Source organism: Paenibacillus sp. O199, from assembly GCF_001636635.1.
GTDB classification, from domain to species: domain Bacteria; phylum Bacillota; class Bacilli; order Paenibacillales; family Paenibacillaceae; genus Paenibacillus; species Paenibacillus marchantiae.
Genome location: NZ_LGRP01000004.1, coordinates 255,969 through 271,631, shown reverse-complemented (window position 1 = coordinate 271,631; position 15,663 = coordinate 255,969). Strand labels below are relative to the sequence as shown.

Here is a 15,663-nt window from a genome sequence, read left to right as displayed (position 1 = left end):
CCCGCCTGTCTGGCAAATGCCATCACACCCAATCCAATGGGGCCAGCTCCAATCACAACCACATGCTCACCATACTTGATTCCCGCTCTTCTGACGGCATGGGCTCCAATGCTTAATGGTTCTACCATTGCCGTCTCATCCAGCGTCAAACCTTCTGCTGAGAGCAGATGTGAGACAGGCACGCTGATTTTTTCTCTCATGCCTCCGTCTACGTGCACACCCATGACTTGCATGGACGCACAACAATTGGTTTTTCCACTGCGACATGCAATACAGTGACCGCAGTGCAGATACGGAATAATACTTACCTGATCCCCAGGCTGTAATCCTGCCTCGTTCGGACCGATTTCTTCAATAACAGCCGCCAGTTCATGACCCAGAACACGAGGATAGGTAAAGAATGGCTGATTGCCTCTGTATGCATGCAGATCTGTGCCGCAGATACCAATTCGTCGGATAGTAACCAACGCCTGATTCTCGGTTCTTTCGGGTTCAGCTATGTCTCGCAACGCCAAACGATTTATTTCTTCACATATAACTGCTCTCATTCCTGTTCCCCCTTCGATGATGCTTGTGACTTCATGTTATATTCAGGACGGCCGCTGGCCCAGCTCTCATTATGAATTGGTGCCAGGATTCGGAGTACCTCCGATAACAGTTCCTGATCTAATGGTGCCTCAATCCAGGCTGCATTGTTGCGGATATTATGTTCACTTGCACTGCTGACCAGTGTCGTTGGAATCCGTTCATTGACTGTTGCAAACTGCACGGCAAGCTTCGCAATATCGCTGCCCTGTTCCGCGCAGAACCGCGCCGCTTGCAGGCAGACCTGCTTCACGCGATCATCTGCCGGGTGCCAGGCAGGAGCTCCTCTTGTACTTAATAAGCCCATAGAAAGTGGCGAAGCATTCACAAGGCCAACTTCTTTCTTTTCCAAAAGGGGCAGCAAGGACAGTAGGGAAGTATCATTTAATGCATAATGGCAGTAGGAAATGATGGCGTCGGCATCAATCTGTGACAATACCGTTTCGAATAACCGCAGCGGTAATCCACAAATTCCTGCATGGCGAATGACTCCCTGCTCCTTTAGGCGGAGTAAGGTTGGGAAAGCTTCTTCAATAATAATATCGGCCGGGACAAACTCGATGTCATGCAAGAACAGGATGTCGATATAATCGGTATGCAGTCGATCCAGACTCTCTTGTACACTATCATGTATCCGCTTACGTGAAAAATCAAATGCATTCTCCCCATAACGTCCAGCCTTGGTCGACAACGTAAACGAGCTACGTGGCAAACTACGGATGGCTTCTCCAAGCACCGATTCAGCCTTCGTTAATCCATAATAGGGCGAAACATCTATATAGTTCATCCCTGCATCTACAGCGGCGTGAACCGTACGAACACCCTCACCTCGGTCAATATCACGAAATACTGAACCTAGAGAGGATGCTCCAAAGCTCAGTACAGGTACTTCCAATTCCGTCTTCCCAAGTCTTCTTGTTTTCATCGGCCTGCCCCTTCCCAGCATGTCTGCTTACTCACGTGTCCTTTCATTGTAACAGTTGAATTTCAAACTAAAATATCGCCAAATGCGTAATATGTACTGTTTGATGATCTGTGAATAATCGCTTGGTGTGAAGTGAAATTAAAAAGTCCGCCGATTCCCCCTTAAAGAGTAATCAACGGACTTCATATCCAAACTGACTGAATGATTCTTATCCATTCAATTCATCAGCGTGATGTACTATAAAATAAATATTAGTTCTGCATTACAAAATCTTGTTGAATGGCATTATTCTCATCAAACGTCCGCAGGATATCATATCTTGTGTTACGCTGTGCTGGAATATAACCGGACTCCCGAATCAGTTGCGTAATGGAACCAATATTGACTTTGTACGTTGCGCCTGCAGCAGATACCACGTTCTCTTCAATCATGGTGCTACCAAAGTCATTGCAGCCAAATTCGAGTGATTTTTTGCCGACTTCAGGTCCCATCGTTACCCATGAGGATTGAATGTTTTTGATGTTGTCCAACACCAGTCGACTGATCGCTACCGTCTTCAGGTACTCTTCTGGCGTCTGACGCTCCAGCTTCAGGTTTGTATTATCCGGTTGGAATGTCCAAGGAATGAACGCCAGAAATCCTTCGGAATCATACTTGTTCGCAATGCACTCATCCTGAGCTTCACGTACACGAAGCAGGTGCAGTGCGCGCTCTTCCATCGTTTCACCAAGGCCGATAACCATTGTTGCCGTTGTGTTCATACCGATACGGTGAGCTGTCTGCATAACGTCCATCCAATCGCGCCATGAACCTTTCAAACGGCTGATTTTGCGGCGTGTACGGTCATCCAGGATTTCGGCACCACCACCAGGCAGGGAATCCAGTCCCGCTTCGTGAATTGCACGTACAACCTCTTCCAAAGTAAGACCGTCGGACACTTCGACCATTTTCATAATTTCAGCTGGCGAGAAGGAGTGCATCGTAATATTAGGGAAACGCTCCTTGATCGCTTTGAGCAGGTCAGTGTAATAGCTAAACGGCAGATTCGGATTCGTTCCGCCTTGCATCAAAATCTCGGTACCATTTACGTCTTCGGTTTCTTGAATCTTCTGGAAAATGACTTCATCGGGAAGTACATATCCTTCGTCAGAGCCAGGTCTGCGGTAGAAAGCACAAAAACGGCAGTACACATCACACACGTTCGTGTAGTTGACGTTACGCCCAATTACAAATGTTCTGTATGGTTCGGGGTGCATGCGTTTTACAATCACATTGGCGGCGGCCCCGATTTTGTCTACTTCATTTGATTCAAATAGCTGAATCGTGTCTTCCAAGTCCAAACGTTCGCCCCGAAGGGCTTTATCTAAGATACGGTCTACCGTACTCATCGTAAAAAAGCCTCCCTCATGAAGAGAAAATATAATCACGATCCGTCCCAACTTGCTCATATAGATGAAAGTTTTGGTGGCAACATCGCATTTCTGTACTCCACATATCGTAACACAGGTTACATGTGAAAAAAAGCACCTTATGAGAAGGTGCTTTAAAAATCAATAAAAATGTTTACATATGCTATCTATTTCATTTCTTTTTCAGCGGGCTCTAACATCCGTGTTTCAATACGGTTCGATCCTACGAGTCCTGAAGTGCCTGATCCAGATCTGCAATCAGGTCATCAATGTCTTCCAGACCAACCGAGAAGCGCAGTAATCCGTCAGTTATCCCTCGATCACGACGAACCTCAGCCGGCATTGCCGCATGAGACATCATCGCAGGATAAGACAAGATACTTTCAACCGCACCCAAGCTCACGGCAACAATTGGCAATTTCACACGGTTAAGTACTGCCTTGGCCCGATCTCCCGAACCTACATCAAACGACACGACAGCGCCGTATCCGCTTGACTGACGTTCATGAGCTTCACGGCCGGGATGATCCAGCAGCCCCGGATAAAATACAGCCGTAATATCACTGCGTCCACTAAGCCATGCAGCCAGCTTCGCTGTGCTCTGTTCACTGTGTGCCATACGCGCACCCAAGGTTTTCATACCACGCATCAGCAGCCAGGATTCCTGAGCCCCGAGCACGGTTCCAAGTCCATTCTGCAATTGTTTTAGCTGTGTACCCAATGAATCCGTACGAGCAACGGCTAAACCTGCCAGCACATCACTGTGTCCGCCAAGAAACTTGGTCGCACTATGTACGACAATATCTACCCCGAGCTCGATCGGCCGTTGGTAATAAGGCGTCATGAAGGTGTTATCGAGAATGGAGATTAACTCATGTTCCTGTGCCCAGGAGGTGACTGCAGCAATATCCGTGATCCGAAGTGTCGGGTTGGATGGTGTTTCCATATAGACTGCCTTCGTATTCGGTTTGAGCGCTGCCTTCACTTCATCAATATTGGTCATATCCACAAAGGTAGTCTCAATCTGCATCCGGCTCAGAATGGAAGTAAGCAGTCGATACGTTCCTCCATATACATCTTCCGTCACAATCATGTGATCGCCTGCCGAGAACATCATGAACACACTGGAGATGGCAGCCATGCCTGAGGAATAGGCAAATCCGCGTGCCCCACCCTCCAATAATGTAATGTAATCCTCCAATGCCTGACGAGTCGGGTTACCGGAACGACTATAATCATGTTGAGGTGGATTAAAAATATCAAAATGATGGAATGTGGAAGCCTGGTAAATTGGTACACTGGAAGCCCCGGTGGTTTTATCGATTTCATCACCGAAATGCAGCAGCTTGGTATCGAACTTCAGGTCGGAATGAACATTCCGTTCATGATTGTTGGCATTATTGTTTTGCTCACTCATGATGCGTTCCCCCTTCTATCTCCTGCTGTGCAGCTGTGAGTGCATTGCCCAGATCGGCAATCAGATCTTCGGCGTGCTCGATCCCTACAGAGAAGCGCAACAGACGGTCATCTACACCTACAGCGTCACGAATTTCAATCGGAATATCCGCATGGGTCTGTACCGCAGGATAAGTCATCAATGACTCTACACCCCCGAGGCTTTCCGCAAAAGCAATCAGTTTGATGTGACGAAGCAACGGTTCAACATAACGAGCATCCTTTACTTTGAAAGAGAAAATGCCTGTATTTCCACTGGATTGTTTATTCTGTATTTCAAATCCGGGATGATCCGACAAACCAGGATGATACACTTCATTAACGGCTGGGTGCTCCAAAAGGTACTTGGCAATCGTCAAAGCATTATACTCATGCCGCTCCATGCGAAGAGCGAGTGTCTTCATGCCTTTCATCAGCTGATAGGAGTCGCTTGGAGACAACACTGCTCCAATAGAATTGTGCAGGAATGCCATTTCGGCCGACAATTCTTCCCCTTTGGTAATAATTAATCCGGCAAGTACATCATTATGACCACCCAGATACTTCGTGGCACTATGGATGATGATATCAGCACCGAGTTCAATTGGACGCTGGAAGAATGGAGTCAGTAGTGTATTATCCACAATGGTCAGCAAGTTATGGCTCTTGGCCCAGGAGCATACCGCTTCCACATCCGTAATCATCATTAGTGGATTGGTTGGTGTCTCAATAAATACCGCTTTTGTATTCGGTTGACGAATACTTTCCAGAGCTGCCAGGTCATTGGTATCTACATAACTTGCTGTCACACCAAATCGAGACAGGATGCGTTCAAGCAAACGATACGTTCCGCCGTACAGATCCAGCGATACAATCAGATGATCCCCTTGTCCAAATAAAGCGAAAATCGTTTGCAAAGCAGCCATGCCGGAGCTACAGGCAAAACCTGCATCACCGGATTCCAACGCTGCCGCTGCTTCTTCCAACACTTTACGGGTTGGATTGGTCGTACGAATATAATCAAATCCCGTGCTTTGTCCAAGCTTTGGGTGGCGAAACGCAGTGGATTGATAGATCGGAAAATTAATGGCGCCCGTTACCGGTTCATTGATAGACCCAATTTGGGCCAATCGACTTTCGATTTTCAACTTATTGTCTTCCATTGCAGCATCCTCCTGTAATGTCGATTAGATTTGCGGACCAATATCGTAAGGTGTCTCTTGATACACATAGTAATTGAGCCAATTAGAGAATAATAAGTTTGCATGTGCCCGCCAAGTGGCCGGGGGAACACGGGAAGGATCGTCATTCGGGAAATAATGTCTAGGCAGCGCAATGTCCATGCCTTTAGCTGCATCACGGTCATATTCCCATTTCAATGAAAGAGGGTCATACTCAGCATGTCCGGTTGCAAAAATCTGTTTGCCGTCTTTGGTAGCAACCAGGAAAATACCCGCTTCCTCAGATTCAGCCAATATCTCAAGGTTTTCGTTTTTTTCAATATCTTCACGTCGCACTTCCGTATGGCGGGAATGCGGGACGTTGAATACTTCATCAAATCCGCGCAGCAACTGCACATTGGATCTGTTGATCGTATGTGAGAATACGCCAAAACATTTTTCATCCAGCGGAACTTTGGGAACTCCAAAATGATGGTATAAACCCGCTTGGGAAGCCCAACATATATGCATGGTCGAAGTCACATTGGTTTTGGTCCATTCGAAGATCTCCTGGATTTCTTTCCAATAGTTCACGTCTTCAAAATCCATTTGCTCTACAGGAGCGCCTGTAATGATCATGCCGTCAAAACGGCGGTGTTCAATCTCATCAAAGGTTTTGTAGAACAAGTCCAAATATTCCTGGGAAGTATTCTTGGACGTATGAGACTTCGGATGAACCAGAACGATATCTACCTGAATTGGTGTGTTACCCACCAGACGAAGCAATTGTGTTTCTGTCGTTTCCTTTGTGGGCATCAGGTTTAATATAGCGATACGTAGTGGACGAATGTCCTGCTGGTAAGCAGATGTCTCGTCCATGACAAAGATGTTCTCTCCTGCAAGTACTTCCTTGGCAGGCAGTGTGTCTGGAATTTTGATTGGCATGGTGTTTCTAACTCCTCCTTGTGCATAAATAGATGCAGCCACTGCGGAATCGATACGATTCGCATCCGTACAGTTATAGGCTGCCATGAGCTTGCCTGCAGGCGCTGAATTGCAACCACATTGCTGGCGGCAAGCTCAAGTTCCTTAGCGAAAATCACTGCTGAGAAGTCGGTGCATATAACAAAGACCTTCCTCGGATTCCGAGAAAGGTCATATGTAAATAGATATGCGCCTCTCTCATCTCTCAGTTACAACAGTGTCACTTGGACACTTGGTCGCTGCAAGAATTAGCACCGTGCGGTATACCGCCGGTTGCCGGGTTTCATCGGGCCAGTCCCTCCACCTACTCTTGATAAGATTTCGCTTTATTCAATTGTAAATACTAGTGTGGTTCACCTTTTACTTTAAGACATTAATCCCCTCACGTCAAGGTGTAGTTCAATGTCTGTTCCTCAGGATCGGAACCGTTCATCATCCGTTGTCATACACTGCTCCAGGGCGCGAAATCGACACATTTTTGCGCTTGAAAGGACCCTGTACCAGCGGTATACTAGACAAGTGTTATAAACCCTTATGTGAGAGGTGACATATTCAATGGATGGCGACCCGAGGCCTGACTGGCAGCCGAATTCCGACAAACTGCATAGAGAATTGTTATCAGCATGCCGGCAGCGGGACGTTACTTCCGTTTGATTATAGAGCGAACGCAGTCCTGACTTCCAGGCTCCGCTGCCGACCGGCTGATCTGTTCTTTTTGCGCCCATATTGATGAAATCCGCCCATTTGGCGGGTGCAGAAGGAGTAGATGAATAATGAAAATCCGGTTGGTAAATAACGGTGTATTTATTCCGGTGGACGACATTCAGCAGGCGCTGACTCCACCAGCGGAGGGGTTTTACTGGATTGATGCCGACGTAGACGATTTGGCGGTACTTCAACCGCTGTTCATGATGCATGATCTGGCCGTGGAAGACTGTTTGAGTGACGAAGAACAACGTCCGAAGATTGAAATTTATGAGAGCCATTATTTTATTGTTATTAATAGCATTCGTTTTGATGATGAAGAGATTTTTTTACGTGCCGTCAACTTGTTCCTTGGCAGACACTTTATTATCAGTGTTACCAAACAGAAAGTCAGCGAATTGCGGACATTGAAACCGATCCTATGGGAACAGGAAATCAGTACGCCGGATAAGCTGCTGTATCTGCTGGTTGACTTGATTGTTGATAATTATTTCACCGTAGGTGACCGAATTGAAGCGCGTATCGAGAAACTAGAAGAAGACATTCTGATGCATACCAAGAAGTCTCATCTGAATGAGATCATCGGGTTGCGCAGTGAGATTTTGTGGCTGAAGAAAGTGCTGGGACCTCAGAAAGAGGTCATTAACACACTCAATAAAAAAGATCTGCGTCTTATTGATGATCAACTGCAAAAGTATTTCAGTGACATTTATGAGAATGCTGTTAAAATATCCGAAACCTTTGAGACTTATCGCGACCTGATGGGGAACTTACGAGAAGCTTACCAATCCAGTATCGCCAACCGGGCGAATGAAATTATGCGTGTGTTCACCGCCATTACCACGGTGTTCATGCCGCTGACCGTTATCACTGGCATCTATGGGATGAACTTCACGAACATGCCTGAGTTGGACTGGAAATATGGTTATTTCGTGGTTATTGGCCTAATGGTTACGCTGGGCCTAAGCATGTTCTTTATTTTCCGCAAAAAAGATTGGGTTTGAAATAGCAAAAGACGAAGCGCTCCACTTTTGGAGACGCTTCGTCTTTTTTTATAATTAGTTTATTGTATGACAACTAACGTCCTATTTCCAATCTAGCCTGCATTCTGCTCTGTCTCTGTGTGACGACGAAACCGGATGCGAATCATGCGCAGTCTTTCGTAGACCTGCTCCAGATTGCTCCCGCCAGGCTTCTCTTCTCCATACACCTTATGTAACACGGGCTTCAGAAACGTATCTCCCAGCTCCTCGTAGGCGCTCCATACCGCCTCTTGCTCCTCTTCGGGCATGACAGCAAGCTCCGCATCGAGTAGACAATCTGTGTCATACCCCTCCAAATCCAGTGCCTCTAACAGTTCAATTAGCTCCCGACGGGACAATCCGGAACGATTCACGATCTCCTCTAACGTATATCCTTCTTTCATCCCTTCAAGTACCTGCTTCCGTGTGGTAAATCTGTCTAGCTCCTGCTTGTATTTCTGCTCTCTCTGTTTGTACAACCAGCTCTCATATTCTTGTTCCTTCAGAACCGAGTACACCCACTCTAGCGGAAAAGATGTGGAACGTTCCAGTCCATTCGTAAGCTCCAACCATTCAGCTCCGTACTCGGAAGCCTTGCTCTCTCCTACGCCAGGCAGTTGCATCAATTCATCGATGGTTTGTGGAACAAATGCACTGATCATGCGTAACAACCGGTTTGTTGCAATAAAATAGGGGGCCTTCCGGTCAGACGCTGCTCTCTTCCTGCGCCATATGCATAGGTCCATATACAGCCCCTCATTGCCATATAATTCACTGTAACAATGAAGACGTTGACCGCCATAACTGCGCGACTTCAAATCATCATTTTCGTGAAACATACCCTGCAGCAACGGACGATATCCTTCGCCCATCTGTATGGCTAACTGATGACGATAAACATGTAACAGCTCGTCCCACGAACTGCCAGCATACCAGATGTCATCCGTTCGATCTCCTTCCTCATATCGGCTCCATCCCAGATGCCACGCTCCTTCTTCTTCACCGATCCACAACTGCGCATGCTCTTCATTCTGACCTGACATTCTGGATAATCTGTTCATGAAAATGACTTCCATTTCTTGTCCCTCCTTCAATAGTTCAGCTCGACACAGTCTGTTTTGTGCTAAATTAAGCAACAAAAAAACACCTCTCCTGCAAAATCCATGCAAGAGAGGTGCTTCCTCATTAACCGTGCTATGCTGTTGCTCATAATATTACCACAATGGAAAAATTCGTCAACTGCTTGTTTGTAAAGCCATTTACTTGTTCAAAGCCAATTTGGCCAACGCAAGCGAACCACACAGTCCTGCGTTATCGCCAAGTCCCGGTGAAACGACATACTGGTCAATTTCGGACTGAAGTGCAGGATGCTGAACGTATCCAGCGAGCAATTCCTGCAGTTTGCTGCGAACCATTGGGAACAGATGCTCCTGCTTCATCACACCGCCACCCATTACAATTTTCTGAGGTGTGAGGATCAATACATAATTCATCAGAGCATGCGCCAGGTAATGTGCTTCAATCTCCCAGGCCTTGTGATCGGCTGGCAGTTCGTAAGCCGGTTGCTCCCAACGTTTATTGATGGCAGGACCTGCGGCAAGCCCTTCCAGACAGTCCCCATGATACGGACAGAACCCTTCATACGTATCTTCAGGATGTCTGCGTACAATGATGTGTCCCATCTCTGGATGTGACAATCCATGGACCATTTTGCCACCTACAACTGCGCCTGCACCAATACCCGTTCCGACAGTAATATACAGACAGCTATCCAGGCCTTGTGCAGCCCCCCAGGTTGCTTCCCCAAGCGCAGCACCGTTTACATCCGTGTCGAACGTCATCGGTACATCAAAGTGCTCCTTGAGCTTACCAATCAGGTTATACTGACCCCAATGCGGTTTGGGTGTTGTTGTGATGTAACCATAGGTCGGGCTTCCTTCAATCGGATCAATTGGACCAAATGAACCTACACCCAAAGCTTCAATACCTTTACCTTCAAAAAAAGCGATTACTTGAGCCATCGTCTCTTCCGGTGTCGTCGTTGGAAAGCTTACGCGCTCAAGAACTTCTCCTTCTTCCGTACCGATACCACATACAAATTTGGTTCCTCCAGCTTCAATTGCGCCTAAAATCGTCATGTTAGTCACTCTCCCAAGTAGTTTAAAATTAAAATGGATCTTCGAATCTGTTCTCTAAACGAGGACATGAATTAATCCTGTTCAGCAGTTTCGAGCTTGGCCAATCGCTTCAATAAGGTCTGCTTCCAGCTGTCGGCTAACGTTGGAATGGCCAGCAAAGCACGCATAGCAACGGCATCCTGCTTCCCCTGATGCATAATTCGATTGGCTTCCAGAATGGTCATTGATGCAGGGTCCGTGCTTATTCGTCTGAATATTGCAGAAGGAGTTACCTCACCCTCTTGCAACACCCGAAAATAAAATCCGGTATGCCCGCTATCCTGAAAATAAACAGGCAATTCTTTGTAATCATACCTTGCACCAAGCTTGAAGCAAGGCTGTCTTGGCTGGCTGACCTGTACCGTGGCTTCCCCCAATTCATACACATCACCAATCCGGACTTCTTCCTCCATACAGCCTTCAACTGTCAGGTTTTCTCCACAAGCTCCCCAGTTCAGCTTGCGATCCAACAGTTGTTCAAGCGCCGGATAACGACTGTAATCGTATACACAAACTGCCTTATCAGGCCCACCATGATGCTCGAGATCCGCCTGGGCATCCCCTGTCATTCCGGTGAATGACAGGAAGACCGGGCTGGATATGGGATGTTTCACAATGCCGCTCATCACTTCGCGCTTCTGGCCAGGCAAGGCCTGAAGTTGCCCTACGTTTACAGCTAATACCGCCGTTTTGCTTTCATCTGGCTTCCGGTTATGTGTGAGTGTCATCTGATCCTACCTCCCATATTAGCTTTCTTTTAACGAACAGAGCCACCAAAAACAAGTGTATTACTTAACAAGCGGCCCGGGGAAGTAAGCATTTTGCCGCCAGCATACATGCCAGAAGATGCACCACCATCCAGGTTCATTGCCTCCTTGGCACCAAGCTTCTGCATGACAGCAGCCCATTCTTTGATCGTCGCTCCTGACACGGTAGCCAACATAACCGAACCGTCGGCCATTATGGCTATACCGCTTCTTGCGCCGGAGGCATTGAGAATTTTGGTATCCTTGAAGCCCTCACTCGTTGGATTTACGGCAATTTTGCCGTCTTTCACCAGACGCGGACCTGCGCCCACAGCGGTGACTACATCTTGCCAAGGGATCTCTTTGCCTGCTGCATTGGTGTATTTATAATTCATCTCTACAGTTGATCCAACGGTGAAGCGATCCGACGAAGATTTCTGATTTCCCGTGAAGACCAGCACCGAGCCATTCTTCGGAATGGCTACATCGGTATTCGGTACTTTCTTGGTGACAATCCCTTTCTCCATCACAACCGCCGTACCTCCTTTGAACCCGACTGTAGATCCCCGCTCTGGCGTGTATAACATCGTAATACTCGCATTCGCGGAAGGTGTTCGGTTAATAAAGGTCGCATACCAACTGCGTGATTTCCCTTCTTTATCTGTTACTTTACCCGTCAGACTCACTTGAAGCGAATCCATGATGGCTGAACCGTCTTCCTTAAACCCGATCGTTGTTCCGTATCTTCCAATATGTATAACTTTGCCGTTTGCTATTAACATGCCGTATGGATCTGGAGCTCCGTTATAAGCTTCAAAAAACGCTCCGTTAATGGCCGCTTGCGCGCCATATGCCTTAACAATCGAAGGTAATGTTGCGGTCTGACCGACCTGCTTCTTCGCCAATCCTACGGTAACTGGTGTACCCTTGGGAATACTAACCGTCTGCACGGTAAAACTGCGTCCTGCTGCTTTTACTTTCTGTACCTTGGTGCTAATTGCCGCTTTGGCATCCGCTGTCTGTGGAGCACTCACCGCTCCTGAAAGGATTACCGGCAAAGCAAGGACGAGGGCCATAGCCCCTGTCCACCACTTTTTGCCCGTCCTTTTTGTCTGCATACTACTCACCCTATTGCCACTCCCATCCAAGAGCCCAGGCTCTTCATCTCAAGTTGTTCGAACTTGTCCATCACCATATCCGGATCAAGACGCAATTCACATACATCCAGTGCACAAGCTACCGGAACAGCACAGTGAATCTCTGCCAGTTTACGAGACAGATGAAGCATATCGAGATCATTCTCAATCTTGTTACGTACCGAAGGGGTAAGTTTATCCATATTGTCCAAAATGCCTTCTATGGAGCCAAACTCCTGCACAAGTTTCAAAGCCGTCTTCTCCCCAATGCCCCGTACCCCAGGATAATTGTCACTGGCATCGCCCATCAGACCTTTCATGTCAATCACTTGACGAGGCGTCAGTTGTTTCTCCGTCATTAGAGATTCAGGCGTATACACCATGTAATTGCCATGACCTTTTTTCATAATAATAATGCTTGTGCGGTCATCAATCAGTTGCAGCATATCATGGTCACCCGTAAGTACCATCACGTTCATATCCGTCTGCTCGGTGTAGTACTTGGCAAGTGTACCGATGCAATCATCAGCCTCATATCCTTGAGCTCCAATATTCGAAATGTTCAAACTATCCATCACTTCACGAATCAGAGCAAATTGAGGAATCAGATCATCCGGAGCTTCCGGACGGTTCCCCTTGTACGCTGCATACTCTTCACCGCGAAACGTCTTGCCCCCCATATCCCAACAGCATACGACATGACTTGGCCCAAAGGTCTGAACCGCATCCCAAAAATAACGGATAAATCCGTATACTGCGTTGGTTGGCACGCCTGCCTTTGTACGTCTGATATATCCGCTTGCAGATGTTGCATAGAATGCACGGAACAACACCGCCATACCATCTACCAGCAACAAAGTAGGTTCATTACGTTGATTCACTTGAATTTGTTCTCTCCTGTCCTGTATCTAGCAAATAAAATATCGAACTAATTCTATCATTATAGCATAGTTCCGCCAAGGATCGACCAGCCAAAAAAGCCCTGAAATTTGAACATTCAGAGCCTTTTTCACCTTGATTCATTTAACAATCAATGAAATCATTCATCTATAAATTACGCGTTGTTCCATTCCTGCTCATACGTGTCTTCTTTGAATCCTACGGTCACTTTGTGACCATCCGTAACGATTGGACGTTTAATCAGACGACCATTGGAAGCCAGCAAACGAATCTGCTCTTCTGTGGACAACCCTGGCAGCTTGTCCTTCAATTGCTGCTCCTTGTACACTTCCCCACTCGTATTAAAGAACTTCTTCACTTCAACTCCGCTCTTCTGAATCAACTCCGTTAATTCTGCTTCGGATGGAGGTGTGTCGAAAATAGGGATTAATTCCAGCTCATGCCCCTGAGCTTCCAGCCATTTTACGGCTTTGCGGCAAGTGCCACATTTGGCGTATTGATATACTTTTAGATTACTCATCGTTACTTCTCCTCCTATGTGTGCTCCGGTGGTGCTCCGGTTTCGACTTCTCGCTTCCCTTGGTTTGCTTTGCAAATCCAAAAGTCGCTCCAAACCGATACCATCGCACTGTAATTTTAAACCTCTTTGCGAATGAGAAAAATGTCCATTCGGCTATATCATTTTAGGATCAAGACACTATGACCTAAGAGCTCTAGAACCAAAGAGCTTATAATCGCAAGACCTTAGCCTACGGCATATTGTTCGGATACATCGCATCCCTCACATGGGTTATCTTACATCCAGTTGATATGCGGACGCACCATGCACTGAAGTCCACACACAGCGCAAATCACAAGCCGTTTGACAGCATTTCACAATACTTCTCTAGGTGATGCCTCCGTATCCAGGCGAGCCTCCAGGGCAGCCATATCTGCGGGCAACGGGGCTTGGAACGTCATCCGATTGTGCAAAATGGGATGGTCAAACACCAGCTCACATGCATGCAATGCCTGACGAGCAATCCAAGTGTCTCGCTCCTCTCGGACAGCCATGGTCTGCTCATCAATCTCATGCACTGGAAGGGTCTTGTACATCCGATCCCCAATTAACGGGCAGCCAATCGATGTCATATGTACCCTTATTTGATGGGTTCTGCCGCTCTCCAGCTTCAGATTCACCGCACTGGCACTTCCGCCCGCCCATCGGACAACGGTCGTGTATAACGTTCTTGCCGCATACCCGTCAGGTGTAACGATTCGACGATGCGGCTCTTCGGGATCACGATCAATCGGGCCATCGATGGCCCCCTCTTCTTGGGCAGGACTACCGTGCACTAAGGCAATATATTGTTTATCCACCGTTCCTGCGATCATCTGTTCAGACACATGCTGGTGCACATATGGATTTTTTGCGATTGCCAGCACACCCGATGTTTCCTGATCCAGTCGATGAATCGGCCTGAAGCGGAATCGCTCGCCTTTGGACTTCCAATAATGGACAACCCCGTTTGCCAAAGTACCTGTGTAATGCCCATGTGTTGGATGTACGATGACACCGGAATCTTTGTTCACGATAAGCAAGTGCTCATCTTCATACAGTATCGTAAAGGGAATCGGCTCAGGTAAAATATCATCCGACTCTTCCTGTTCCATTCGGACTTCCAGGACGTCACCTGCGCTAACTTTGACGCTGATGTATACCCGCTCGCCATTCAACATAATTCCCTGCTCTGTAAGTTTGATTCTCGACAGGAGCTTGCGCGAAACCTGTAGGCGCCGCTGAAGCACGGTCTTCAGCAGCCAGCCATCTTCATTTTCGGGAACCGTGTAAATAAGTGGTGAATAATAATCGCTCATTCTTTGTCTTTGCGGCGGAATACTTTTTTGCTCCGCACATACTCAATGTCAGCTACCTGTTGTCTCGCATTGGCAGTCCGAGCTACAACGAAGAAATAATCAGACAGACGATTCAAATAACGTCGTACAGAAGGGTTGATATCCGTGTGCTGTCCGAGTGTTACGGCGCGGCGTTCAGCGCGACGACATACTGTACGGCAGACATGTAATGTGGAAGAGAGCAAACTGCCCCCTGGCAAAATAAACCGTTCCACCTTCGGATTTTCCGCATCATACAGATCAATCCATTGCTCAAGCCGGGTGACCATCTCATCCCGTACTTTATATTTGGTTTCGCTAATTTTTACAAAGGCGAGATCGGACCCGCAATCAAACAATTCTTGCTGAATTTCGAGCAAGTGTTCACGCAAATCCTCAAATTCCCCATTTGCTTGATCAATAAAACTGATGGCCTGCCCAACAAAACAATTCAGCTCATCAATTGTCCCGTAAGCTTCAACCCGGTCATCGTCCTTGATGACCCGTCCACCAATGACTGAGGTCTGCCCCTCGTCACCTGTTCGTGTATATATGCCCATTGTAATCCCTCCTATTGTTAATATCATTCGCATGGTAGAACGCTG

14 protein-coding genes, 1 pseudogene and 1 riboswitch are annotated in these 15,663 nt (G+C 47.2%); of the genes and pseudogenes, 1 reads left to right on the top strand and 14 read right to left on the bottom strand.

The window, feature by feature from the left end:
- The 6 genes and pseudogenes from A6049_RS33985 to metA form a co-directional block, all read right to left on the bottom strand.
- Positions 1-548 (bottom strand): annotated as a pseudogene (locus A6049_RS33985) (alcohol dehydrogenase catalytic domain-containing protein); the annotation flags it as partial.
- Complete coding sequence (locus tag A6049_RS08560; RefSeq protein ID WP_063564228.1) at positions 545-1,510, bottom strand: aldo/keto reductase; 966 nt, start codon at positions 1,508-1,510, stop codon at positions 545-547. The pseudogene A6049_RS33985 and the gene A6049_RS08560, both read right to left, overlap by 4 nt.
- A 251-nt stretch (positions 1,511-1,761) precedes the next feature.
- On the bottom strand, positions 1,762-2,898 hold the full coding sequence (gene mqnC / locus A6049_RS08555; RefSeq protein ID WP_063564227.1) for a cyclic dehypoxanthinyl futalosine synthase: 1,137 nt from the start codon (positions 2,896-2,898) through the stop codon (positions 1,762-1,764).
- Between the two features lie 244 nt (positions 2,899-3,142).
- Positions 3,143-4,336 carry a trans-sulfuration enzyme family protein gene (locus A6049_RS08550; protein ID WP_063564226.1) on the bottom strand — a complete coding sequence of 398 codons (1,194 nt, stop codon included), beginning with the start codon at positions 4,334-4,336 and terminating at the stop codon, positions 3,143-3,145.
- The gene (locus tag A6049_RS08545) at positions 4,329-5,516 is read right to left on the bottom strand and encodes an aminotransferase class I/II-fold pyridoxal phosphate-dependent enzyme (RefSeq protein ID WP_053780460.1); all 1,188 of its coding nucleotides are present in this window, start codon (positions 5,514-5,516) and stop codon (positions 4,329-4,331) included. The genes A6049_RS08550 and A6049_RS08545 overlap by 8 nt, the downstream gene beginning before the upstream one ends.
- A 24-nt stretch (positions 5,517-5,540) precedes the next feature.
- The gene (metA, locus tag A6049_RS08540) at positions 5,541-6,458 is read right to left on the bottom strand and encodes a homoserine O-acetyltransferase MetA (RefSeq protein ID WP_063564335.1); all 918 of its coding nucleotides are present in this window, start codon (positions 6,456-6,458) and stop codon (positions 5,541-5,543) included.
- A gap of 234 nt (positions 6,459-6,692) precedes the next feature.
- Positions 6,693-6,817: riboswitch (SAM riboswitch) on the bottom strand.
- Between the two features lie 453 nt (positions 6,818-7,270).
- Between metA and corA the strand changes: the two genes are divergently transcribed.
- Positions 7,271-8,206 carry a magnesium/cobalt transporter CorA gene (gene corA, locus A6049_RS08535; protein ID WP_053780458.1) on the top strand — a complete coding sequence of 312 codons (936 nt, stop codon included), beginning with the start codon at positions 7,271-7,273 and terminating at the stop codon, positions 8,204-8,206.
- A gap of 92 nt (positions 8,207-8,298) precedes the next feature.
- Here corA and A6049_RS08530 read toward each other — a convergent pair whose 3' ends face one another.
- The 8 genes from A6049_RS08530 to A6049_RS08495 all read right to left on the bottom strand — a co-directional run bounded on the left by A6049_RS08530 (position 8,299) and on the right by A6049_RS08495 (position 15,618).
- Positions 8,299-9,300 carry an HRDC domain-containing protein gene (locus A6049_RS08530; protein WP_063564225.1) on the bottom strand — a complete coding sequence of 334 codons (1,002 nt, stop codon included), beginning with the start codon at positions 9,298-9,300 and terminating at the stop codon, positions 8,299-8,301.
- A gap of 183 nt (positions 9,301-9,483) precedes the next feature.
- A complete protein-coding gene (locus A6049_RS08525; RefSeq protein ID WP_063564224.1) occupies positions 9,484-10,362 on the bottom strand; it encodes an ROK family protein in 879 nt (292 codons plus the stop codon).
- A 71-nt stretch (positions 10,363-10,433) separates the two neighbouring features.
- The gene (locus A6049_RS08520; protein ID WP_063564223.1) at positions 10,434-11,129 is read right to left on the bottom strand and encodes an MOSC domain-containing protein; all 696 of its coding nucleotides are present in this window, start codon (positions 11,127-11,129) and stop codon (positions 10,434-10,436) included.
- A gap of 29 nt (positions 11,130-11,158) precedes the next feature.
- Positions 11,159-12,265 (bottom strand): phosphodiester glycosidase family protein, encoded by a 1,107-nt coding sequence (locus A6049_RS08515; RefSeq protein WP_063564334.1) that lies wholly within the window; start codon positions 12,263-12,265, stop codon positions 11,159-11,161.
- A gap of 5 nt (positions 12,266-12,270) precedes the next feature.
- Positions 12,271-13,164: a 5'-3' exonuclease gene (locus tag A6049_RS08510; RefSeq protein ID WP_095206021.1), complete on the bottom strand. Its 894-nt coding sequence runs from the start codon at positions 13,162-13,164 to the stop codon at positions 12,271-12,273.
- A 173-nt stretch (positions 13,165-13,337) separates the two neighbouring features.
- Positions 13,338-13,703: an arsenate reductase family protein gene (locus tag A6049_RS08505; RefSeq protein WP_063564222.1), complete on the bottom strand. Its 366-nt coding sequence runs from the start codon at positions 13,701-13,703 to the stop codon at positions 13,338-13,340.
- A 353-nt stretch (positions 13,704-14,056) separates the two neighbouring features.
- Positions 14,057-15,040 (bottom strand): RluA family pseudouridine synthase, encoded by a 984-nt coding sequence (locus A6049_RS08500; protein ID WP_063564221.1) that lies wholly within the window; start codon positions 15,038-15,040, stop codon positions 14,057-14,059.
- A complete protein-coding gene (locus A6049_RS08495; protein ID WP_063564220.1) occupies positions 15,037-15,618 on the bottom strand; it encodes a cob(I)yrinic acid a,c-diamide adenosyltransferase in 582 nt (193 codons plus the stop codon). Before A6049_RS08495 ends, A6049_RS08500 begins: the two co-directional genes overlap by 4 nt.
- Positions 15,619-15,663 lie beyond the last annotated feature (45 nt).